At 43.0% G+C, this 23,546-nt stretch carries 27 protein-coding genes and 1 pseudogene; 5 read left to right on the forward strand and 23 right to left on the reverse strand.

The features are described from left to right. The 12 genes and pseudogenes from DSBG_RS16485 to DSBG_RS16540 all read right to left on the reverse strand — a co-directional run. Positions 1-459: pseudogene (locus tag DSBG_RS16485) on the reverse strand (exosporium glycoprotein BclB-related protein); the annotation flags it as partial. Positions 460-501: 42 nt separating this feature from the next. After that, positions 502-846: a hypothetical protein gene (locus DSBG_RS16490; RefSeq protein WP_068965355.1), complete on the reverse strand. Its 345-nt coding sequence runs from the start codon at positions 844-846 to the stop codon at positions 502-504. A 201-nt stretch (positions 847-1,047) separates the two neighbouring features. Next, positions 1,048-1,392: a hypothetical protein gene (locus tag DSBG_RS16495; RefSeq protein ID WP_068965356.1), complete on the reverse strand. Its 345-nt coding sequence runs from the start codon at positions 1,390-1,392 to the stop codon at positions 1,048-1,050. A gap of 284 nt (positions 1,393-1,676) precedes the next feature. Next, a complete protein-coding gene (locus tag DSBG_RS16500; RefSeq protein WP_068965357.1) occupies positions 1,677-4,514 on the reverse strand; it encodes a glycosyltransferase in 2,838 nt (945 codons plus the stop codon). Then, entirely contained in the window at positions 4,511-5,575 is a 1,065-nt protein-coding gene (locus DSBG_RS16505; protein WP_068965358.1) for a polysaccharide biosynthesis protein, read from the reverse strand. Before DSBG_RS16505 ends, DSBG_RS16500 begins: the two co-directional genes overlap by 4 nt. After that, the gene (locus DSBG_RS16510; protein WP_083236931.1) at positions 5,562-6,476 is read right to left on the reverse strand and encodes a dTDP-4-dehydrorhamnose reductase family protein; all 915 of its coding nucleotides are present in this window, start codon (positions 6,474-6,476) and stop codon (positions 5,562-5,564) included. The genes DSBG_RS16505 and DSBG_RS16510 overlap by 14 nt, the downstream gene beginning before the upstream one ends. A 138-nt stretch (positions 6,477-6,614) precedes the next feature. Continuing rightward, on the reverse strand, positions 6,615-6,914 hold the full coding sequence (locus DSBG_RS16515) for a hypothetical protein (protein ID WP_141694347.1): 300 nt from the start codon (positions 6,912-6,914) through the stop codon (positions 6,615-6,617). 117 nt (positions 6,915-7,031) lie between these two features. After that, complete coding sequence (locus DSBG_RS16520; RefSeq protein ID WP_068965361.1) at positions 7,032-7,727, reverse strand: sugar phosphate nucleotidyltransferase; 696 nt, start codon at positions 7,725-7,727, stop codon at positions 7,032-7,034. A 22-nt stretch (positions 7,728-7,749) separates the two neighbouring features. Further along, positions 7,750-8,760, reverse strand: a complete 1,011-nt coding sequence (locus tag DSBG_RS16525; protein WP_068965362.1) for an SDR family NAD(P)-dependent oxidoreductase — start codon at positions 8,758-8,760, stop codon at positions 7,750-7,752. A 213-nt stretch (positions 8,761-8,973) separates the two neighbouring features. Continuing rightward, complete coding sequence (locus DSBG_RS16530) at positions 8,974-9,324, reverse strand: hypothetical protein (RefSeq protein WP_068965363.1); 351 nt, start codon at positions 9,322-9,324, stop codon at positions 8,974-8,976. 153 nt (positions 9,325-9,477) lie between these two features. Beyond that, a complete protein-coding gene (locus DSBG_RS16535) occupies positions 9,478-10,587 on the reverse strand; it encodes a glycosyltransferase family 4 protein (RefSeq protein ID WP_242877690.1) in 1,110 nt (369 codons plus the stop codon). Between the two features lie 95 nt (positions 10,588-10,682). After that, complete coding sequence (locus DSBG_RS16540; RefSeq protein ID WP_068965364.1) at positions 10,683-10,925, reverse strand: hypothetical protein; 243 nt, start codon at positions 10,923-10,925, stop codon at positions 10,683-10,685. 400 nt (positions 10,926-11,325) lie between these two features. Between DSBG_RS16540 and DSBG_RS16545 the strand changes: the two genes are divergently transcribed. From DSBG_RS16545 to DSBG_RS16565, 5 genes are all read left to right on the forward strand, one after another. Further along, complete coding sequence (locus tag DSBG_RS16545; protein ID WP_068965365.1) at positions 11,326-12,333, forward strand: glycosyltransferase family protein; 1,008 nt, start codon at positions 11,326-11,328, stop codon at positions 12,331-12,333. Between the two features lie 89 nt (positions 12,334-12,422). Further along, positions 12,423-13,976, forward strand: coding sequence for a YncE family protein (locus DSBG_RS16550; protein ID WP_068965366.1), 1,554 nt, complete (start codon positions 12,423-12,425; stop codon positions 13,974-13,976). 287 nt (positions 13,977-14,263) lie between these two features. Beyond that, positions 14,264-16,210, forward strand: coding sequence for a hypothetical protein (locus tag DSBG_RS16555; protein ID WP_242877692.1), 1,947 nt, complete (start codon positions 14,264-14,266; stop codon positions 16,208-16,210). Between the two features lie 217 nt (positions 16,211-16,427). Continuing rightward, a complete protein-coding gene (locus DSBG_RS16560; RefSeq protein ID WP_068965367.1) occupies positions 16,428-17,378 on the forward strand; it encodes a CgeB family protein in 951 nt (316 codons plus the stop codon). A gap of 15 nt (positions 17,379-17,393) precedes the next feature. Continuing rightward, entirely contained in the window at positions 17,394-18,392 is a 999-nt protein-coding gene (locus DSBG_RS16565) for a glycosyltransferase (RefSeq protein ID WP_068965368.1), read from the forward strand. Positions 18,393-18,467: 75 nt separating this feature from the next. On the opposite strand, the gene gvpJ (DSBG_RS16570) is transcribed toward DSBG_RS16565, so the two are convergent. The 11 genes from gvpJ (DSBG_RS16570) to gvpJ (DSBG_RS16620) all read right to left on the reverse strand — a co-directional run bounded on the left by gvpJ (DSBG_RS16570) (position 18,468) and on the right by gvpJ (DSBG_RS16620) (position 23,455). Continuing rightward, a complete protein-coding gene (gene gvpJ, locus DSBG_RS16570) occupies positions 18,468-18,680 on the reverse strand; it encodes a gas vesicle protein GvpJ (RefSeq protein ID WP_009620646.1) in 213 nt (70 codons plus the stop codon). A gap of 104 nt (positions 18,681-18,784) precedes the next feature. Continuing rightward, positions 18,785-18,997 carry a gas vesicle structural protein GvpA gene (gene gvpA / locus DSBG_RS16575; protein ID WP_068965369.1) on the reverse strand — a complete coding sequence of 71 codons (213 nt, stop codon included), beginning with the start codon at positions 18,995-18,997 and terminating at the stop codon, positions 18,785-18,787. Positions 18,998-19,148: 151 nt separating this feature from the next. Then, positions 19,149-19,547 (reverse strand): gas vesicle protein, encoded by a 399-nt coding sequence (locus DSBG_RS24220; RefSeq protein WP_068965370.1) that lies wholly within the window; start codon positions 19,545-19,547, stop codon positions 19,149-19,151. A gap of 15 nt (positions 19,548-19,562) precedes the next feature. Then, entirely contained in the window at positions 19,563-19,895 is a 333-nt protein-coding gene (locus DSBG_RS16585) for a gas vesicle protein K (protein ID WP_068965371.1), read from the reverse strand. Positions 19,896-19,907: 12 nt separating this feature from the next. Beyond that, a complete protein-coding gene (locus tag DSBG_RS16590) occupies positions 19,908-20,639 on the reverse strand; it encodes a GvpL/GvpF family gas vesicle protein (protein WP_068965372.1) in 732 nt (243 codons plus the stop codon). Continuing rightward, the gene (locus DSBG_RS16595; RefSeq protein WP_207647246.1) at positions 20,636-20,836 is read right to left on the reverse strand and encodes a gas vesicle protein; all 201 of its coding nucleotides are present in this window, start codon (positions 20,834-20,836) and stop codon (positions 20,636-20,638) included. Before DSBG_RS16595 ends, DSBG_RS16590 begins: the two co-directional genes overlap by 4 nt. After that, positions 20,829-21,908: a GvpL/GvpF family gas vesicle protein gene (locus DSBG_RS16600; protein ID WP_068965374.1), complete on the reverse strand. Its 1,080-nt coding sequence runs from the start codon at positions 21,906-21,908 to the stop codon at positions 20,829-20,831. Before DSBG_RS16600 ends, DSBG_RS16595 begins: the two co-directional genes overlap by 8 nt. Then, a complete protein-coding gene (locus tag DSBG_RS16605; RefSeq protein WP_068965375.1) occupies positions 21,905-22,114 on the reverse strand; it encodes a gas vesicle protein GvpG in 210 nt (69 codons plus the stop codon). The genes DSBG_RS16600 and DSBG_RS16605 overlap by 4 nt, the downstream gene beginning before the upstream one ends. A gap of 43 nt (positions 22,115-22,157) precedes the next feature. Beyond that, the gene (locus tag DSBG_RS16610) at positions 22,158-22,892 is read right to left on the reverse strand and encodes a GvpL/GvpF family gas vesicle protein (protein WP_068965376.1); all 735 of its coding nucleotides are present in this window, start codon (positions 22,890-22,892) and stop codon (positions 22,158-22,160) included. A gap of 47 nt (positions 22,893-22,939) precedes the next feature. Beyond that, a complete protein-coding gene (gvpO, locus tag DSBG_RS16615; protein WP_009624383.1) occupies positions 22,940-23,215 on the reverse strand; it encodes a gas vesicle protein GvpO in 276 nt (91 codons plus the stop codon). Between the two features lie 15 nt (positions 23,216-23,230). Continuing rightward, a complete protein-coding gene (gene gvpJ, locus DSBG_RS16620) occupies positions 23,231-23,455 on the reverse strand; it encodes a gas vesicle protein GvpJ (protein WP_009624384.1) in 225 nt (74 codons plus the stop codon). Positions 23,456-23,546 lie beyond the last annotated feature (91 nt).

Here is a 23,546-nt window from a genome sequence, read left to right on the forward strand (position 1 = left end):
TGCCGCTCCTGTCGATCCTGCCGCTCCTGTCGATCCTGTGGCTCCTGCCGCTCCTGTCGATCCTGCCGCTCCTGTCGATCCTGTGGCTCCTGCCGCTCCTGTGATTCCACTCGGCCCTATTGGATTAAGCTCTGCTGGTACCAAACGATGAGCTACAACCAAGTCTCCAGCGGCATCTTTTCCCCAGGCGGAGATCTCTACTGCATCGGAGCTGGTAATGAACTGAAATTCAAACTCATCAAACTGCGCGTAATAGACTCTTTCAGCTACTTCCCCTGGCGCCAATATAAATAACTCCAAGACATACAGTGTTTTCGTAGGCAGAGTCACGTAAAACCCTTCAATTTGAACGGTAGCAGCAACAGTATCATCATTGGTGATTTTTACTGTGAATGTTACGGTGGGTCTTATACCGCCGACTGGTGTATTTTCTATTATTCCGGTAGTTAATGAAGCCATGATCCGTCCCCTTCCATAAATAGTTTTGTTTTGATCGCCTAGTTAAAATGGATTTACTTCTTCAGCTACAACTCGATGAGCCGTAGTAAGGTTCCCAGCTGCATCTTTTCCCCATGCAGAAACTTTTACTGCCTGCGAACTAACAGTGAATTGAAACTCGAAGGCGTTAAACCCAACAAAATAATTTCTCTGAGCCACAGCTCCTGCAGCGAGGACAAAAAGCTCTTGCACATACAGCACTTTTGTGGTTCCGCTCTGGAAAAATCCCTCGATCTGAACACTTGCGCTAATGGTATCATCGTTAGAAATCTGCACCGAAAGTGTTGTACTCGGTCTAACACCCTCAACTGCAGTGTTTTCAAGCAACCCTGTCGTTAATAAAGGCATATTCCTTCACCTCCTAACATGCCGTACTTTATACTACGTAACTTGTACAGTTTGTGTTACATTCCACTCCCATAAGTGGGTGTTCCGATTCGGTGGGGAATAGACTCCCCTACCGAAGCCCCGATGTTCAGCTTTAGCATAAGCAAAAGCGAGTCCACTGACAAAAGGTGTTGGGGAATGACCCACTCTGTTGAATACCTGTTAAATTGGATTAACTTCTTCGGTTACAACTCGATAAGGCGAATTGAGTTTTCCTGTTACGTCATTTCTCCAGACAGCAACATTTACAAATTGCGAGCTAACAAAAAATTGAAACTCAAAGGCATCAAATGGTGTATAATAGCTTCTCTGAGCCACAGTACCTGCAGCAAGGGTAAAAAATTCATCTACATACTTTACTTTTGTGGTTTCATTCTGTAAAAATCCCTCAATTTGAATCACTACTGTTGAAATATCCTCATTAGCGATCTCAAGCATGAGCGTTGAACTAGGTCTTTCGCCAGCAACTATCGTGTTATCTAACAAACCAGTTGTCAAATAAGGCATACATATTCAACCTCCTAAATTATGGTTAAATTATTGTATTGCCCATGTCCTATTTTTGTTACCTTCAATTGTATTACGCTTGAACAATTACCAATACACAATACACAATGCACAATGCATTAATATTAACTCTCCATTCACACCAATAATAAGGGCTGTAACAAACTTGAAAACAAGTTTTGTTACAGCCTCTTTACTAAAAGTCTGCTTGGTAATAGTTAACTGGTGGTTTACAATGCGGAGGTTTATCACTTTTTTGATTGAACAGCTGCTAAGTTGTCCATCTAATCCATTTTATGATCGGCTTTGTCTAAGTGTTCATCACTAAAGATTCCCCACTCTCTCCCTTCATTTCTAACTATCTTGCCGATCCGGGAAAAGTACACATTTTTATTATAGTCCCATTCAGGGGGACCTCCGCCCTCATAATAACCATCTGCTCTAGGATGGTACAAATGTACCGTCAACGCATCTGTTTGACAGTAATTACAACCGTTTCTCAATAATCGGTCGATAAAATCTCGATCATCATAAGCAACCCCTATAAAATCTTCATCATAGCCTCCGATCTCCATAAATTGACTACGATGTAGGGCCATCAGAAACGGCATTCTGGTGTCTAAATCAACACAATTGTTGTACGCTTCAAGGTCAAAGGTACCGCCATGCTTATTGATGCACTCCAGAAGAGCCCCATGGCGATCATCTTTTCCGATTGGAATACCTAACAATTTGGGGTTATTTAAAATAGGTTTTGTAAGCTGGGCTATAGTTTGGTTAAAATGGAACATTTCCGCACAGCACATGACCAATATATCTCCTGAGGATTGTTTCACCCCAATATTAAGAGCAAAACCAGGTACCCGCCAGACCGGGTCACCCTGAAGATTTCTTTGTCCTGTAAATAGATACTTCAAATTAAGTTTTTCCTTGAACCCGTTACAAATCTCTTCTGTCTCATCTTGTAATCCGTCATTAACGACGATTGTTTCAAACTCAAAGGGTATCGTTTGAAGAGATAATGAATAGAGTCCCCATTTTAACAAATGCGTCCGCTGAAATGTGGTTATTATAATTGATACTTTGTGCTGTTCCGTTTCTCTTTTGTCGTTAGCTTTCTTAATCATGAGCTCTTTAAAGACATCCATCAGTAAACCAGACCATTTTTGCCTCGCGTCCTGATCACGACTACCTGGAATTATCTCAAAATCATACTCTGGATAAGACTGTGCGGTTTGTACTGAATCTGTAACAAGTTTATCGGCTCGCCGTAAATTTTCTTCGTGTTGAGTATTTGGCCTACCCATAGATCTAATGTTGTCCTGTAAAAACGCAATTGTATAGCGTGATTCATCAACCATATTAATGAACGTCGCATTTTGCAGAATTACTTCTACTTCCGGATAATGTTCTTGGATATAGTTTCGAACATTCCCAGCATAGTCTTCCTTAGCCCCAGCAACATCCCTATCTATGCTCACAGAAGCAGGTAAGGATTCCAGATGGAAATTTCGCTCTACCTCTTCCCCGATTGATCCTGTAACAAAATCATTGCAAACTGCAACTTTTATTTTCTCTATTACAGCTTCTGCAGTTTGGGAACTATCAAGTTCTCCCCACTGAAAATGATAGGCCAGACTGTCAAACGCCGTTTGATGCTTTATTCCTATAGTCTGAAGTTTCAACATCAAGACCGTATCTCCAGATATACAGGCTTCTCCGAAGCGGGCAATTACTGGATGATTGTAATCACTTCCTATGACAACCTGTCCTTCAGGGTAACCCCCAACCCGTTCAAAGTGCTCTTTACGGATTAAGAGAGGCATAAATAAGCCGCCATCTAACAATTTCGACTCTGTCAACTCACGAGCATACAGCTGAAATTCTTTCTCTTGATACGACGAATAATCCCGACCAAAGTCACTTTCAACACCGTATTGGCCACTGCGCAACTTCCCGGACTCTACTAGTCGGGATGTTACACAATTCTCTCCGTTATAAGCCTTCCACAGATTATCCAACCAGCCTGGTGTAAATGCCATATCCGAATTAATGAACACGACAAAGTCTCCCTGAGCCTTGCTAGCCGCAAAATTATAGGCACGGTAAACATTATTAACATACCATTCCTGTTGTTGCTCCGGAGTATTCGTAAAAACATAATGAGGAATATAGTTATCCTTTAAATAGCTAAGCACTGCAGAAGTCGCGTCATTGGCTACAAAGAAAAACTCTTTATTTGTCATATCTGTATATTTGAAGACCTGATCGTAAACAAATTTCAACCATTCCACACTTTTGTAGACTAAACAAGCAATGGAGAATCTGGGTTTGAACACTTCTGCCCGATATTCTTCAACATAAGCTAAGGACTCCGTAAAGGTCAGTGGTTTAGGCTCATCGTCATCCAGCCAGAGACCTTCTGGGAAGAGTTCTTGGGGGACCTTGGAAACAACGAGTTTTTCTTCACTGATTAATCGATCGAGCATATCATAACCGCGTTGCCCATGCGATCTATAAACCAGATATTTATAGGCTAAACGTTGCCTCGAAGAAAATCCGTAGTGAATTACTTGAACATCAAGAGTCCACATCACATTTCGAATTGTCGAAGGAAAAAGTGGTTGATGAAGTCCAGGTTTTGTATCATTAAAACAAATACCGGGAACAACTCGCCAGAGACGACAAAACCAGCCCTTATCATATAAACTGTCTAACCTCTGCCAGGAATAACTACGCCAGAGGTTTAATTCATGCATGTTCACAGCATCATAATGATTCTGCTCACATTGTGCACACAATTCCTGAAGCTTCTCGGCGGCATTGGCCGTTAATACCTCGTCGGCGTCCAACCACAAGATAAAATCCGGATTCAGCTTTAAAGCCTCTTGAAGAAGAAGCTGCTTATGGCTTCGCTCATTGACAAAGTCGTTTTTTGTCCCTCTCAGAACGTACGGCGTTTTTTTGAGCATATATTCATAACTACCATCCGTGCTACCATCATCATAGACTACCAAATCACTCACTACAGGTAAGATTTTGTTCACAAACCGTTCTAAATTGTCTTTACAAAGTTCATTATAGATTTGGCATATACAAACGATTTTATATATTTTTTTCATCTCAGAAATTCCTCAGCTTTTTGATTTACTTGATCCACCATCAACTGATGCTTTCTTAATAAAGCCTCAGTTTCTTCAAAGGTCATGAGGAAATCGCCAGAACTGTATTCCTTTGATAACGCCTGCAGACCGGGGTCCGCTACAAATAGTTCAGGAAGCATAGGCTTAATTGCATAATAGTCGCCCCGATCATAGGCACGCCAAGCTTCTTCTTCAGAAATTAATACTTCATGAACCTTTTCTCCTGGACGAATTCCAGTATAGTCTATTTTAATTTGTCGTTCTTCTATTAAGGCTTTAGCAACATCTACGATGCGTGCTGCAGGAATTTTCGGGATATATATTTCACCAGGCTTAGCCCCTTTAAGAACAGCAAAAATTGTATCGACGGCGCTTTCTAAGGGTAATAGGAATCTCGTCATTTCCTTAGTCGTAATCGTTAACGGTCCACCCCGTTTGATTTGTTCATGAAATAAAGGAATGACAGACCCCCGAGATGCCAGCACATTACCATAGCGCACACAAATAAACCTTGTATTGGGTAGCATTACATTCGCAGTGATGAAGATCCTCTCTTGCATAGCCTTAGAGATCCCCATGGCATTCACTGGTTTACAGGCTTTATCTGTAGAAACCCCAACCACCGTTTCTACCTTAAGATTATTTTCACTAATAGCGCGGATTATATTTTCTGGGCCAAGCACATTAGTCCGTACTGCTTCAAATGGAAAGTACTCACATGAAGGAACCTGCTTAAGAGCAGCGGCATTAATAACGATATCTGCTTCCCGTAGCACAGAACAAACGGAATGATAATCGCGTATATCGCCTATTCGAAACTCTATTAAGCGGGCGAAATTGTCATAGATCACTTCATCAGTAACGTTTTGTTTGTGTTGGTATTCGACCCGCATTGCATGCTGTTTTGCTTCATCTCGCGAAAAAATAATGATTTTCTTAGGAGAACCGAGTTCCTTTTGTAAGAGTCGATGAGTTAACACCTTACCAAGTGAACCAGTGCCGCCTGTAATCACAATCACTTTATTATCAAAAATATTCATTTTTCTCCCCCTTGGCATTACCTTTTTGATAGGGACCTTGCAAATAATCGTTATGCATTTCACGAACCATTTCCGCCCACATTGGTGGGTTGTAACCTGTCAAGGAGCGGAAGATTGATGAGTCCAACGAGCGATTGAGTCGTACACTATCTTCTGGTTCGATCGCTATCTTTTTACCGTATTGAACATTGATGAGTGTAAGCAGCTCGTATTTAGAAATTGGACTAGAAGAAACGTGATAAAGTCCCTTCATTTCCGAATTCGGGATCACGTAGTCATGAATAATCCTAGATAGTTCGACCGTTGAGAAACCCGAGTAAATAACATTTCTAAAGCCACGTACTTTTTCTTTTTGGCTGAGGAACCAACCAACTAAACCATAGTTACCATTTAATTCATGTCCAATAATCGAAGTACGTAGAGTGACACAATGTGTGCAGTCTACTTCACCAAGAAGTTTCGTCCTTCCATATAAATCAGTGGCGTTAGAAAAATCTCTTTCCGTATAACCACCTTTTCCTCCATCAAAGACACAATCACTACTGATATGAATCATTCGAGCACCTACTGCACCACATAGTGATGCAATTCGATGCGGTAAAAGTGCATTCGCAGCTATTGTCGCAATCGGGTCCTGGGACTCCGGTAATTGTTTTATAATACCGATACAATTCACGACAAGATCTGGCTTTATCTCAGCGAAGACCTTTACAAGGCTATCTATATGATTGATATCCACGTCTCGACGTACCTTTTTCAATCGATCTTCTGGTAACCAACTCGATAATTGCTTCAAGGAGCGGACTGTAGCAAAGACATCAAGGCTAGTGTCCTCTGATAAATAACGGAACAGGGTATGTCCTAACATCCCTGACCCTCCCAAGATCAATACCTTTCTCATACCCTTTTCCCACCCTCTTTTTGAGGAATTTTATTTATTTCCTTGGCTTTTTCAAATCAATTCTATACTTCCTTTTTTGAAACAATTCAATGGGTGATTTTCACTGTGCTTTTAGAGGATGATCTATAGAAACCCCAGCTAATTGCCCAATGAAAATTTCCTGACCTGTGTCAACAAAGGTAAAGTCACGCAAACGGTATCTGCTATTGCATCCGCATTGCGCTCTTCCATTCCCCCTTCTTTCCTAATTGATATATCGTATGTCAGTGTTTTTATATCTGACACACGTTGTACATCGATGTGCAAGGATAGACGATGATAATCTATCGCCGAAAAAGCGATCCCCCAAGGCATTTTACCTGAGGGGAGTGCCTCCTGATCCCACATGCCGGAAGAAAACCTTTTCCAAGATAGCAAATTCATTCTGGTAAGAGACATTTGACAGAGATTGAAAAGAACTGGACCAATCATCAGCTTAATTTCAAATTATGTTTGAGCTATTAATGTCTTGAGACAAGGATTATTCACCACATTACGAGTGAATAATCCTCATTTCTATGAGAATGCATTACCACCTTGGAACTCCTGTTTTGCCTTTTCAAGATCAGCCATCGTCCCAATGTCAAACCAAAGGTCCTCGCTTTCATAACTTACTACCTGAGCATGTTCCAACAGAAGACGCTGCACCAAGTCTGGCATATCAAAGCGTTTGTTTTCAGGAATTAACGAAAGAACCCGCTTGTTGATGACATAAATCCCCATACTTGCCCAATAGTTAGTCGTTGGTTTCTCCGAATAGGTGGTTATTTGACCATCCTTAACCTCGAGGACTCCGAACGATGAACTGACAGACTTCTTCTGTACAGCCACTGTCATATCCGCTTTCTTCGCTAAATGGTGTTCATACAAAGCCCCGAAATCTAAGGTTGTCAATTCGTCCCCATTGACAACCAAAAAATTTTCCTCTAAATCGTTGACCATTCTTAACGGACCAGCCGTTCCTAATGGGTCGGTTTCCACAGAATAACGAATTTTCAAGCCAAAATAACTTCCATCTTGAAAGTAAAGTTTTATGAAATCCGCAAGATAACCCAAACACATAATAATTTCGTTAACCCCAGCATGCTGAAGTTGATGCACAAGAATTTCTGCTATCGGTTTATCCCCAATGGGAAAAAGTGGTTTGGGTAAAATCCGAGAAAAAGGATCTAATCGTGTACCACGACCACCCGCTAAAATAATAGTTTGCATTGTTTTCCCCTTCTTCATCTTTTCAAATTTGGTACTTCCCTATCTGAAAACGATTCATATGGGCAGCAATCCAGGCTACCGTTCTTTTGATCCCTTCCTCCAGTGAAACACGAGGTTCCCACCCTAATGTTTCTTTGGCTAATCGATTATCTGCTAAAAGACGGGTTACCTCGCTCTTACTCGGGCGAACCCGCGCCTCGTCCACGACAATTTCTGCTGTGCTCTTTAAACTATTTATAATAACCTGGGCTAATTGCCCAATGGAAATTTCCTGACCCGAACCTACATTAATGACCTTCCCGTCCGCCTTTTGAGACTGGGCCGCTTTCATAAATGCCTCTGCTGTATCCGTCACAAAGGTAAAGTCACGTAGGGTATCTGTATTTCCAAGACGTATTTCTTTACAGGCTAAGGCCTGAGTGATGAGGGTTGGAATGACAGCTCGAGCGGATTGGCGAGGTCCATAACAATTGAACGGTCTAATCGTGACAACCGGTAGATCGAAGGAAGCATAGAAACTTTCGGCTAACTTATCTGCCCCGATTTTACTGGCTGAATAAGGTGACTGACCCTGAAGAGGATGGGCCTCGTCAATTGGGACATAACGTGCCGACCCGTATACCTCACTGGTTGAAGTATGGACGATTCGACTCACTCCATGATCTCGTGCAGCTGTAAGAATATTCAACGTTCCCAAAATATTAGTTTCCACAACCTCGCGTGGATTCTTATAGGAATAAGGGATTCCGACCAACGCTCCTAGGTGAAATACAGCGTCACACCCCTTAACCGATCGCTCAATCACATCTGCATCACGCAGGTCTCCAGCAATAAATTCAATCTGATCTAGTATCTTTGGCTCTAAATCTTCCAGGTTCCCTCGGCCATCTCTGGAATTATAACGAATAAAAACACGAACCTTGGCTCCTGCTTTGACCAAGGCCTCTGTCAAGTGACTACCGATAAATCCACCAGCTCCTGTTACCAAGACCTGTTTTTTTTCCCACTCCACGCTCTTCCATTCCCCCTTCATTAATAATTGCTATATCGTATGTCAGTGTTTGTATATCTGACACACGTTGTACATCGAAGCGTACGGATAGCCAATTCTGGCTACTATTTTTACATATTGATAAGTGTAAGCCTTATCTCGCCCTGGATAAAAGAAAACTTGGCTGCCGCCAAGCTAGTATTAGAAAGAGGAGTCCTTTGGGTTGCCAAAGGGCTCCTCTTTCTATAGGCTAAATTATACTATTGGATTAAGCTCCTCAGCTAGTACCCGTTGTGCAGCGACCAAGTTCCCTGCAGCGTCTTTACCCCAGGCTGAAATTTCTATGGTACCAGCAGTGATAAATTGAAATTCAAAGGCGTCAAAATCAGCAGTATAATTTCTTACTACGGCCGTATTTGCCGGAATGGCAAATAATTCTAAAACATATGTGTCTCTTAAAGTATCCCCGATTAACCGTATCCCCGTTATTTCAACGGTCCCCGGAATAACAAGGTCATCATTTGAGATTCTTATTTGAAACGTTGCGGAGGGCCTTACACCAAGGACTGGTGTGTTATCGATCAATCCAGTTGTTAAGAAAGCCATTTAGTTTATCCCCCTTAATTAAAGTCAGTTACTATTTTTTTATGCTCATTCGATCACTTGCTTCTCGTTCTCCATATCACATATCCCTTCTAAAATGTTTAGGTAAGACACTATTTAATGGTCTTACCTAATCTATCATATGACTAGCTTGTCTTAATTGTTAATTAACTCCTTCAGGATCATCGAGTATTTAGGAGCAAGCCGTCCCCACTCATAGGCCAAAGCCAGATCATGTCCTCTTTTAGCAAGGGATCGTAGATGAGAGGGATTGTCGAACGCGATCATTAGAACCTGCGACAACTGTGGAACGTTGCCAGCTTCAAAGGTTAGCGCACAGTCGTTAGGAACCAATTCTGCCAGCCCCCCCGCTCTTGATGCAATTAGTGGGGTCCCGATTGCCATTCCCTCCAAGGCCACCAGTCCATAGGCTTCGCTCCGACTCGGAACAACGAGACAAGCCGTGCGCTCCATCCATCGCCTTACCTCTGAAGTCGGAATCCAACCGTGGAACTTAACCCAATTTCCTAGCTTTTTCAACTGGACAAGCTTTCTCAAGTACGTTTCATAGTAATAATCCGATCCCTTGCCAACAATATTTAAACGAATTTGACGCCCGCTATGCCTTATCAAAGACATGGCCAAAATCAAATCCTCAATTCCTTTATAATCAATCAGTCTGCCAACATATAGAAACTCGTTCGCACTTGCAGGATGCCAACGTTCAACTGGCAATGCAATACCCAAAGGCAAAACCTCTGTTTTAAAAAGGTATTGAGGAAAACGCTCTGCCAGATAATTTCTCTCACTCTGACTGATAAGCTGAATGCGTTGACAACGCATCAAGAGTTCTTCTTGAATCTTAAATTGCGCTTGCAACTCGGGCTCAGGTCGGTCCCCTAGCTCTTTACGTAAAAAGGAATAAACCGAATAAAGAATTGGAGTAAGTCCCCCTGAAAGAGTGTAAGCCAAAGGGGTAAAATTGATAGCGTGACTATGAATTATATCCCATCTCTGATTAAGTTCAGGAAATTCCTGAAGTACGATATCGGCATTGATCATCCCTAAATAACCGAAATAATGACTATTGCGAGGTAAACCAAGTACTCTGATCTGTTGTCCACGCAAAACCCAACCAGGAACATTCCAATTACTGCGCGGTACAATAACCGTTTGCTGTATGCCTAAACGATCAAACATATATAACATGCCAGTGGCCGCTGTTCCAGCACCACCAAAGCTTTCTTCGTCAAATTCATTGGTCAACGATAAGACATTCAGCAGTATCACCTCCCGACTATATACCAACTTCAACCTTCAACTATTCTTCCAATAACAAAGAATAGTTGGATCTGCGCACGTCAGTAAATATTCCCAAAATAATTCACTATAGCCAAGAATGCTCCCGTCACTGCTATGACAAAACCTGCCCACCAACGATGGTTGATGGATGTCCCTTTTTTATACTCCTCGAAGTCCCGTTTGGTGACATAGTTACCGGCAAGCAACACTCGCATATCGTTAACCACTGCCGACACTTCTTTAACAGCATCCTTTATTTCAGCAATATCTGCCTTGAGCGTCTGGACTTCCTTATCCTCCATTTCCATCCTCCTACTCACAACCTCAACATGTCTTGTCTATTTATACTATGATTCAATTGAACAAATGGTACTAGACCTCCCTAAGTAAAAGTAGACAGCCGTATCATCGACTGCCTACTTTTATGCTTTAAACATTCCCCATTACACATTATCTTCATATCCTATATTAGGAACAACATTTTAACCAACAGGAGTTGTCCTTGACTCGAACGGAACGTTCGAGGTTATAGAATTGCCTTGACTCAAACAACGGGTAGAACACCGCCATGGATGGCAAGGTGTCCGAAATGGCTAGGTGCCACGGTGCCAAGGACTCTAACAAGACGTTCGAGATTAGAGTATTGGACCATGGATGGCCAGATGCCTCAAGGCAAAGAGCGGCCGCACGAGGAGGTTACAAATGCCTACAATTATCTATCCTCCTTCAATTCCTTGGAGTTGGATGTTTCAGCGCCCACAACAGCTGTTAGGTCAATTTTCCGCTTCCGGCAAGACTGTGCTTTATGAAGATCTGGGAAACTTTTCTCAAGCAAAAGTCATAAGCTTATCCCCGACCCTTCATCTCTGTCAGGGGGTTTCGGCCATGGATATTCCTCATGCACGGCCACGTATTCTTTGGCTAACTGTTCCCTCTCATATTAATTCTATGGATTACTATAACCCTGACCTTGTCATTTATGACGCTGTAGACGAAGCCAAAGAGGAATTTTCTAGTTGGGCGCCCTATTATCCTACTATCCTTGAACGGGCAGATCTGATTTTTTGTAGCAGTCAAAGTATTTATGGTTATTTTTCCGTACGACATCCAAAAGTTTATCTAGTACCAAATGGGGTTGATTACGTCCATTTTTCTCCCTCTCCAGGTTACCGCCCTAGTGATCTACCGTCTGGTAAACCCATTATTGGATACAGTGGAGCAATAGCCCCCTGGGTCGACTGGGAGTTGCTCAAGGTCGCGATCCGAGAAAATCCAGAATTAAACTTTGTTTTTATCGGAGCCCTCTTTCAGCTCAATAAATTTCCACTCAAAGCTAAAAACGTTTTTTATCTAGGCCTCAAACCTTATTGTGAACTTCCAGGTTATTTTCATCATTTCAATGTAGGAATTATCCCCTTTCTTCAGACAGAAATGACCAAAGGGTGCAATCCCATCAAACTCTATGAATATTATGCAACGGGCATCCAGGTTCTAGGGACACCGCTACCTGAACTGCTCACAATTCCAAAAATCAATCTTGAAAGTGACCCCCAAACGTTTTCCACACGCCTACGTCATCTAATAGAAGGCGAAGATTTCAGTAAAGCAGAACGAATGGCTTACGCTCAGGCTAATGACTGGAGTGAACGGTCCGGCCGGGCACTCCAGCCGATATTATCATCTCTATATAGAAATGAAATTAGCGTGTAACACCCTGCTCTTCGAGCGAATACAATACGTTGAAAGTCCTGCTCCGTACTAAGTCATTTCTCGAATCAAAAAAAGGGGGGAATACACACATGCTATTTGAAACCCATGCTTGGGTAACACTCGACAATGCAGTCGCCATATATAACGTTTACAGCGATGTGCTAGTCGCTACCATTCCCGTGGGCACTAACCCGCAATTCCCAAAACGCACACCGGATGGTACAAAAGTATTAGTTCCTAATTTTGGTAGCAACACTGTCTCCGTGATTTGCACCGCCGCCAATCAAGTCTTGGCAACAATTCCTGTTGGCCTCGCACCTACTGCAGTTGCTATTGACCCAACTAGTACTACAGCTTATGTGACAAACTCTGGAAGTGGAACTGTTTCAGTCCTCAGCATTCCAACTCATACTGTGGTAAGCACCATAACCGTCGGCACAGGACCTGTTGATATCACCATTTCTCGTGATGGCAGTCGTATATACGTTAGCAATAGCGGCAGTAATACGGTATCTGTCATCAATCCGGTAACCAATACCGTCATCGCTACGATCGCTGTGGGCACTTCACCCAACGGCCTAGCCGTCAGCTTAGATAATTCAAAGCTCTTTGTTGTCAACAGTGGCAGCAACAATGTCAGTGTCATCAGCACTTCCACAAATGCTATTCTTACGACAATCCCTGTCGGCTCAAATCCACAAAAAATTGCCGCTAACCCCGTTAATCCAGTCTTTATGTATGTGAGCAACTTCGGGTCGAACAGCGTTAGCGTAATCTCGACTACTGGACTTAACGTAGTAACAACTGTTCCTGTCGGAATAAACCCTCTTGGTCTGGATGTCACGGGCGATGGCACTCAAGTGTGGGTTGCTAATGAAGGAGACAGCTCGATTAGTATCATTAATACCAACACAAATACCATTGCTGCGGCGCTCCCGACCTCATTCCCACCTCGAGGCGTTACAGTCGGCAGAGTCGGCTCCACACTATCGCCTGGCGAACCTATCGATTTGACCGATCCTTACCAACTCGAAGAAATAACAGAATCAGTCTGTATCATTGTTGAAAAAGTTTATGCTAGTTGTCAACAAAGGGAATGCTTCCCTGCCTTCACCGTCTGTTTACCAACCGGTGTCCCACCGTTTACCTTTGTCAGCATGACTTTTGCTACAGGTGTAATTGTTCCCGGCAGTGTTGTCATTACACCCATTCCATCTCGCCCCAATTTCTCAAGAGTCCAGTTCACGATTCAAATACCTTACACGTTAGTCTTACGAGATTCAACAGGAACGTTGTTTACCCTAACCGGAAACCTTCCAGACATTCACAAGGATATTGTGTTATACTTCCCACCAACCCGACCAGAGTTTGACTTTAACTTGCGTATTGAAACAAGAACTGAAGTATTAACAAGTCCATTATTCACTGTATCCTCGATACAACTTGCCATAGGCAGCTTCGTGATAACTAAGGTAACAGGCATTGTTCAACTCCTCGTTCCAGCCTTTGGATTCTGCCCAGAACCTCCTCTTTGTGAAGAGTTTCCAGAAATACCACAGAATCCATGCCTTAATTTCTTTGACACCACTCTCACTCCATTTCCAAGCGATTTCTTCCCTCCACAGCTGGATAGTTGCCAGTAAAAGTTCATCTAATGTTTTATCTTCTTATGATTCAAATGGTTCACCTTCTTATGTCATAATTATTGCCCTTCTAGAAAGAAAGGGTCGTCCACAACGGCCCTTTCTTTTGCCAGTCAGAAAGTATAAGGTTCACGCAGCATAAGTTTAAATAAAGCTAAGGTTCTACTCAACCTTGACTCAGACAGAACGTCAAAGGCTGAAGCGCTGGCCATGGATGGCCAAGTGTCCCTGTAGCTAAGACTCGAACAGAATGTTCGAGGTTAGAGCGCTGCCATGGATGAAGCCGAATGGTATGGGCGTCGGCTAATGCTATGAAAATAAAGGAAGTGATCGTATTGGCTTACCTAAGTCGAACCACTATTGCTCCCCTTCTCCTAACCTATGAAAATGAATTCATGTACCTGCACACCGATTCACAGGGATGTGCTCTATTCGGAGAAAACAGCCCGGAACCCTTTTATCGGATCCAGGAACCACTGCTTTTAGCTCATGGGATTATGACTGATTCCAAAACCGCTCACCTGGTCATCCTCAAAACCAATGGTGAACTCTGTTACACATTAATTTCTGGAGCTTCTACGCCTCAAACGACCTTAATCGCCAAACTAGACGTCCGCACCACCGTTTACCGTCGATTTTTTCTATTCCCACAAGGTAAGAACATACATATTTTTTACGCTTATTCACATCAGTCCATCCGAGATCTCTGGCGTATCGAACATCGTTTTTGGAACGGCACCTCTTGGCACAGTGCGCATATGGGAGAAGTTGTTCATCAACTGGAACCCCTTTATCACGTAAACTTGGATAATCAAGGGAACCTTCATCTATTAACAATAACCTTCCAGGGACGACATTCTCTCCTCTTTACAAACCGCTTTAACGGTTCATTTCACATATGGGGTTCCCCAACTGAGACATTGAAAATCTCCGGTGAAGTCGTGGATATGACTGCACTCATGACGTCAGATAACGTTCATCATCTTTATTGGGTCGTAAAAACTCCAAATGGACAGTTTGAAGTTCGTTGGGCACAACAAGCAGATGCCCATGAGCTAGCGAGCACCTGGCATCCGTCACCCGCTCCCATTAAAACCTTCCCCTCGCCTTGGAAAAGCATTGGAGCTTTAGAGAAAAACGGTGTTCTTTGGCTACTTGCCCATACAGATGAAGAAGTCCTCATGCAGAATGATGGTAAAGGATGGAAATTAATTTCTTCTCATACTCCCTTCCATCAACCGTTGCAATGGGTGCATAAAGGTAAAAAGAATTTCCATCAATCCTACTGGTTGGAAGATCAGGTTGAACGGCGCGCGCCCGCTTATTACCACGAATTGGGCTTTGCTAGAAAACAAACTAATACTTTAACCACGCCTTCCCAATCCTTTGCTAGCCCAACTCTCCCCCATACTCCCCCACCAGTTCCAGCCTTCTATCCTGAGCTATCATCTCCTTCGCCCTATCCTATACAACCAGTTTCAATCTCTGAGAGTGAGTCAAATTCATTAAACCCAGTTCCTTCCACCGCTGAAGCTACCAATACTCTCTCAGCGATTAACGTGCTCGAAGCCCCTGAAAACATACCAACTGAAGTCCTTCAGTCCCAACCAGTAAAAGAACAAGCCGATCATGAAGATTTAATCTCTGCTATTGCACAGGTTGAACAGCAAAACTCTGAACTTCAACGTTTATCCTCTGCCGTTGCACAGCTTGAACAGCAAAACTCTGAATTTCAACGTTTATCCTCTGCCGTTGCACAGCTTGAACAGCAAAACTCTGAATTTCAACGTTTATCCTCTGCCGTTGCACAGCTTGAACAGCAAAACTCTGAACTTCAACGTTTATCCTCTTCCGTTGCGCAGCTTGAACAGCAAAACTCTAAGATGAGTCTTGAGCTTCAGAATACAGTCACAAAGCTTGATCAAATTCTTGAGGCCATCTCACTAAATGCCCTTCAACCTAATCAAGAAGGCCATCTCCTTGATGAATCAAGTGAAGCTGTGGTAGCAGCATTAGCAGAAACCCCTCTTGAAGAACTTGAACCAGTTAAGGAAGCCATGGCCAATCTCGAGAAGGAAACTCAGAGCCTATCCCAAGTTCTTCGGGTAATGCTGACCAAACAAGAAGAGAACGAATCATCACTAGAAAATCTAGTGGTACAGATTTCCCAACTCCAGGAAGAAAAAAAGGATATAAAAAACAAAGGAGGATTTTGGAATAAATGGATCACCTAGATTTAAAGACAAATCTTGCCGAAATTCTTTCCAAGTACCCTCAGACAGCCAATACTTTCCGTAAATTTGGCATTTCAACAACTGGTTGAGGAGCTAAATGCTTGCTCAGTATGAGCGTTGAGCAGGCTGCTCAACGATACCACATTAACCCGGCAAGCCTGATCAAATCCTTGGAAGTTGTTATTGAACTGTCTAACCATCAATGGAGACATTTTAAATGAACATTTTATTTCTGAACGATTCCTCTCTGTTAAGCCAGGGATTAGCCTCGGGTTTTTCCCCAATAGATACCATTCGTTATCTCCCAGTCCGTTTACCGGACTGGGAAGAGCGTTTAACTGAGATGCTTCGGACATGGAAACCCAAATTTGCTTTAGCAGACGGTGTTTCGATTTCCACTGTGGCATGGAAACTATTTCCGCTTTTACGTCGTTATTCTCTCCCCCTCGTTTATTGGGCCATTGATGATCCACCAGACTGGCGCCGCATGTCTCGCCCTTTGGGCCGCGGAGCTAGATTAGTTCTTACCCCTGCAAAGGAATGTCTCCCCCTTTATCAGCGGGATAGAATGCGCGCTCTATATTTCCATTTTGCTTGTAATCCCTCATTTCATTGCCCTACTGAACCGTCGCATCAGTACACATGCGATTTACTGCTCGTTGCAAATTACTATACATCGTACGCTCAACGGAAAGTTGGACTCGAAACCATTCTGACACCTCTACGATCAGGGCCCTTTCATTTGAAAGTTTTCGGTGACGAACATTGGCTAGCGAACACGGACTATTACACATTGCCACCTGAGATTTATCAAGGATATTTACCCCATGAACAGTTACCCTGTGCGTATTCTTCAGCAAAAATCGTTTTGGGCTTGCATTCGGTAATAGACTCTCCCACCATGATGAGCATGCGAACCTTTGAAGCTTTAGGCTGTCGAGCCTTTTTCCTAACGCACTGGTCCCCAGCCATTGAAAACCTTTTTAAAAACCATGTCCACCTCGTCTGGAGCCGCCATCCGGATGAGACGTTAGAACTCGTGCGATATTATCTAAGTCGGGAGGACCTCCGCCAGAAAATTGCCCGTCAAGGTCAGGAGGAAGTGTACCGCAACCATACCTATCAACACCGCCTCCAGTCCGTTCGACCGTATCTCGAAAAGTTATAGCAGGAGGAGTGTTGAATGAAAGTACTTTTCCAAGCTCGTCCGGACTTCATGAAAAACCCCGCTGGGGATACAGTACAAATGGTTTCGACCGGGCAAGAGCTTAAAAATCTTGGTGTTGAAGTACATTTATCTGCAGATCCTAATATAGATATGTCTCCCTATGACCTTGTTCATATCTTCAATATTACCAGAATCAAAGAAAGCTATATGTTCTTCCTTAATGCCCAGAAGCAAACGAAGAAGATTGTCATCTCTCCTATTTACTGGCCTCCTAATGCTTACTTTAAGCGTGAAGGCGCAAGCTCCAATGCCCTAGCTGTCTGGAGACACATGCAGCCCATGCGTGCTCGTCTTGTGAGCGAGTGTAACCTCCTACTTCCTAACAGTATTATTGAAATGGATGTTCTTCATCAAGATTTCCTTAAGGCCGCTCCTTTTGAGGTCGTACCGAATGGATTTCCAGATTCATTCATCGGAGCGACCCCTCAGCTTTTCCGGAAACAGTTCCCTAATATTCCCGAGGAATTCGTGCTCTGTGCTGCCCGAATTTCTTCCCGCAAAAACCAGCATTGGTTGGCTAAGATCTGTCAGGAACTCGGGCTTTCTCTCGTTCTTTTGGGACCCATTAACGACCCAACGTATTTCAAGAGCGTCTTGGCTTTTTCTAACGTCATTCATATTGGCACATTACAAGGAGATCTTCTCGCTTCTGCTTATTCAGCAGCAAGATCCCATGCTCTGCCCAGTTGGTTTGAAACACCAGGTTTATCCAGCATAGAGGCAGGAGCGTGTGGTACCGTTGTGATCTCTACGGACCAAGGTAGCCCGCATGAATATTTTCAAGATATGGCCCTTTATGTACACCCACATGATGATATGAGTTTACGTACTGCGCTTAAGCAATCGTTCGACGCCTCGCCCCTCCCTTTAATGCACCACATACACAAATATTATCCTTGGTCTAAAGTTGCAAAAGTAACTTTAGATGCTTATAAAACAATGGTTGAACGCTGAACTCACTAAGGACCTCAATTATTGAAAAGGGACTTGAAAATTAATAAAAGAGGAGAGATCTCTCCCTCCCTTTAATCAAAATAAATCTTTGTGGTGCTCGGTGGTTAGTCCTACTGCACAGGCATATCTCAGGAAGGTGTTGACACTTGCTATCACGATACGCAAATCGACCGTTAAAAGTTCAATACCAACTAGAGAAACCCTGACATACCCGTCTATAACTATCCCTTTTTCTAAAATACGATCTACAACTTCTGCTAAGCTTGAGGAATCGACATCCTTTTTCATGCGTTTCTCCTCCTTCTTTGTCCTACCATAGTTTATGTCCTATACCGGACAAGAGTGAGTAAAACGAAAAAAATCAGGGAAGGATTTCTCCCTCCCTTTTTGGTTTAAAACAAGTCGCCGTGATGCCCGGTGGTTAGCCCTACTGCGCAAGCATATCTCAAGAAGCTATTAACACTTGCAATCACAATACGCAGATCTACCGTTAAAAGTTCGATGCCGACAAGAGAAACCCTCACATACCCATCTATGACTACGCCCTTTTCCAGAATACGGTCTACAACTTCAGCTAAGCTTGAGGAATCGACATCCTTCTTCATACATTTACCCTCCTCTTTTTCTCCTTGACCTTGTCCTACCATATCCTATGTCTCACCGTGGACAAGGGTGATTAAAATCTCCGTTTTTTACCTCGTAAACTAAAGACAAGACTACAGGGAGGGCTTTCGCCCCCCCTGTAGACCCAATTATTTAATTTCGATATTTTGGTCTATTTAATAATTCTTTCTCTATTTTTACCATAGAACTGGCTTCGGCGACTTCCTCTATCGATGATTTGATAGGTACCGATTCTTCATTCCTGGTGATCACCTGTTCCGTGTTTTCAGTAATCACCTGTTCCGTATTTCCGGTGATCGCTTGTTCGGGTACTCTCGCCCTTGACGAAAGATAAGGATCATGTGCCCACCAGTCAATCCCCATTTCTTTGGCTTTGTCCACGGAAGCCACAAGCAAACGTATCTTGATATTCAGTAACTCAACATCAGCCAAAGATATTTTTATATCCCCGGCAATCACGATTCCCTTGTCTAAAATTCGTTCTAAAAGATCTCCTATCCCACTACTGTTATTTGAATGTTGAATTGCCACACCCCTTCCTCCTCCCTACATAAGATTTCCTAAAGGCCCCAGATCAATGTTTAGATCTTCTTCTTTTAGGCCAAATATCTCGCGCATTTCAACCATTTTGTTATCTAATTTTAAGAAAGTTTCACCCATTTCTTCGATTTCCCGTTCCGTTAATGTCCCTCCATCAATGCGCCGCAAAGCTTCGTGTTCCATGACTCTCCTTAATAGCTCCACCACAGTAAGTACAAGTTTTGCAAGTCCCTGATCCGCATTATCTTGATTGGTATTAACGCGGCCGATCTTGCCTTGCTTTTCAAAATCTCCCAGACACTCGGCAATCTTAATACCGGATTCGTCATCCTCAATCATGAGGTAACCCTCCTATCCCCAATTTAAAGATTCGTGAAGAAGAAAACTTTCCGGCTTTAGTGCAAATGAACTGAAATGAAACGGTGGCCACGGTCCCGTCCATTCATCTGTGAAATCAGTTTCATCTAAAAGGGTTTGTAATTCGCTGCTAAACTTTTGCTGGAAGCTATTAGGCACTAAAAACCCGAGGTTAATTCCAGCTTCTCGCACTTGCGGGATTTCGGACCAATAATCCTTTATCCACGGGGTTAACCGTAAATAAAATCGTGAAATAACCGCTCGAGCCTGTAACACTTCTTTCTCATGTAATTGATGCCTTATCCTCATTCGAGCAAGATATTCCTTGCCACTTTGCACGTTTTCGTTTAATGGAGTATGTGCTATATAAGGGAACCCCTGATTTTTATTCGTAATAGTCAAACAATACTCCGAACAACCTTCTACTTTGTCAAAACATAAGTCCAGTTCACATTTATAAGCTCGTAACAGCTCAACCAAATGAACTTCTTTAGAGACACTCACTCCGGACTGTATCGGTAACACCGTTAACTGAAGATCTTGGATTTGTTCAAACCACTGCAACATAGCCCCGAGAAACTCCTGTTTCGTAGTGAATATCTCCTTTGGGGATTTACTCCAAATTACACTGTGTGCACCCAGCGTTGTCAATTCGGTTGAAAATGGCAGTTTGCTGGTTAAATCTGTGCAATTACGTATAAAACCCAAAAGATAGAGCCGTTTCATAGATTCACGTCTTTCTTCAAATTATTCCCTTCGAGCATTGTCTGTACTGAGGTAAGAACCAGTTTCAAATTCAAATAAACCAAATCAACATTTCCACAGCTGAGAATCAAATCACCTGAGATAACGACTCCTTTATCCAGTAATTTCTCTACAACTTCAAGGATCGTTACTTGTTTTGAATTTCCAATATCACCCACCCATAATTTCCTCCTCATTATTTAACCGCGCAAAATGATAGGGAGGCCAAGGACCGGATACATCTAATATAAAACCTAAGGGATCAACAATTTCGTCGAATTCTTCAAGCTTCCTATCCCATTCTTCACGGCGATCCTGTGCTATTAGATAATGCGCTGCAAAAACAACATTCTGTCCCTCCGGCACAAGAACTCCAGCCCTATCTAAGAGGCTCACTTCTGCAGAAATATTGTTTAAGTCTTGATACAAGGATTCGCCATAGTCCTCCAAAAGTCGCTCCGTTTCCTCTTGCATCTTCTTCTCCCATTGACGTTTCTGAAAATACCCCCCTCCGCTTTGTTCACCAGAATATGGTCGATCTTCCTGGAGCTTTTCTAGAAGCCGCTTACGATTGACAAATAGTTTAACATGCATCTCATTGTGATTTTCTAACCTTTGCAAGTCATCTTGTAACACTACGGCATTCTGGGTTAATTGTCGTTTGATATTTAACTCATCCGTAAAGATTGTACAAAATGGCAGGGGAATAACAGACCCGCCCTCCATTGTTTTCAATAACGTTTCTTCGTGCCGCCGCGCATGACTCTCTACCCAGGCCATATCCCCCATATAGCGATGGAGGGACTCTTCAGTGTACTCTTCGCGAGGGACTGGGCAGACAAGCATACCCAGATTTCCATTTTCTACAATGCGACATGGCCTGTCCTCCATACCAAGCAAATCAACCATAGTCTCTTGATTTGCTTTAATAATGCCAAACGCGTACAAAACCTCTTCATCGGACTCAGCTCTTGTAAAAACACACACTTTACTAGGTTGAGAAGCATTATTGAGCCCACTGACTAGATCTTGAGGCACAGAGTTCTCTTGCTCCACTCCTGAGGCTGCTAGATGCTCTGTTATAGAAACGGCCAGACAAGATTGAGCTTGAAAAAGGCCCTGGATTACGGCTTCGCCTGCCTCTCTCAACCGTTCCATAATAACTTCTTCCAATTCTAAGCTAACCTTGTCCGCGCACTGATTCACAAGCCGCTCTACGTTCTTTTCCCATTCACCAAGGGACCATTTCATTCTTCAATCCCTCTTTCCTGACCTGCTATCAGTCGTTCGAAGAGTCGCTTTTCACATTCACGATACTCCTCTGGTGTAATTTCTTTATTCTCCAACCTGTACTGCCACTGACTGAGTTCCCGCCGTATGGCTTCAGGGCTATAGTACTCTGCTTCTGCATGCTCAACAACTTGTTTAATTGCCCAAATCGGAAATCTAAAAAACATACCGTATCCGTCCTCCAGGCCAAAGAATAATGAAGAATTGTTTCTACTTAACAAAATGATGAGGTGCCCAAGGGCCCGTATATTTAAAAATCATGGCATCTGAGTACTTTTCATATAGAACACCAACTGCTTGATCAAAATCCTCTTCCTTCTGGCGTTCAACCAAGTATACTCCATCAAAGGCTTGAAACTCATCCATTGGATCTTTAATCACCCACTCAGCGGCTAAAGGACGAAGCATTGCCAAAAACGACTTTTCTAATTCTTTACGCTCGTAATCCGCAACTTCCATAATTGCCTTACCAAACTCTACAACATCGTAACCCTGGCCTTCCCCTCTCTCTAAAGCTTTCTTCCAACGACTCAGGCGTTTGTTTTTCATCATCGTTTCTTGGAAACTTTCTTTTTTCCACCAAACCTTGAGTTCGACTTCTATCTTATTGTCAAGGTTGGTAAGCAACTTCGAATAACTCTTTTTCTCTCTCTTAAGAACCTTACAGATTTCTTCCTCTCTATCAAATAAGGTTCCAAAACGCAAAGGAATTACCGTGGTGAGCTTAATAACTTGACAAAGTACTTCCGTGTAGCGACTCAAACTTTCTCTTGTTGCCGTTGCCATAGATTCTGCTGCCATCGCCATCGATTCCACTGTAATGTCAGCGCAGAGCATTCCCAGTTCCCCTTCAACAACAAGACAAGGCGGCTCTTGGTTAGGACCAAGTTTTAAAGATTCAACTTTAAGGGAGTCTGCCCGAATAATACCGTAAGCGTAATACAAATTCCCCACCCCTTAGCTAAAAAAGAAAGTCATGTTGCGACACGACTTTAGAATTCTTCGTCATCTATTTGGCCAATTTCGTCTCGTTCACGTAGGCTAACCCTCTTATATCCTAAAATTTCCAGGCTCGCACTGACTTCTACCTCATAAATCCCTACAACGTCATCAAGAGCACGCCGCCGCTGATAGTCTGAATCCTCGATGGTTTCAACATGCACCATCCAGCCGTTTTCGCGCCGCCTCACGCCGATCACATTAGCCTCCTTTTCCAGAACACTTTGGAAGAAGGTTTTTACATCGTTGACTAATTGTTGGATATCCATGCTTCATCTCCTCCTTTAATACTTCATTATCGAGGAAGAGTCAGCAAGGGTAAGCCCGATGGCGGAAGCGTATTTTAAATAAGTATCCACTGAAGCGATCACAATACGCGCTTCAATGGTAATGAGTTCGATTCCAACCAAAGAAATCCTGACAAAGGCATCAATGACGATTCCCTTGTCAAGAATGCGGTCAATGACCTCCGCCAAACTACTTGACTCTACGCTTTTACTTAATGCCATGATCTGACCCCCTCCCTAACCTTGCCTACGACATATATATGATAGGGATCAAAAATCATGCCAAAAGTCCCCCATTGTTTTTCTTTTAAGA

Origin of the sequence: Desulfosporosinus cupriresistens, assembly GCF_001707885.1 — a bacterium.
In the GTDB taxonomy this organism is placed as follows: Bacteria; Bacillota; Desulfitobacteriia; order Desulfitobacteriales; family Desulfitobacteriaceae; genus Desulfosporosinus.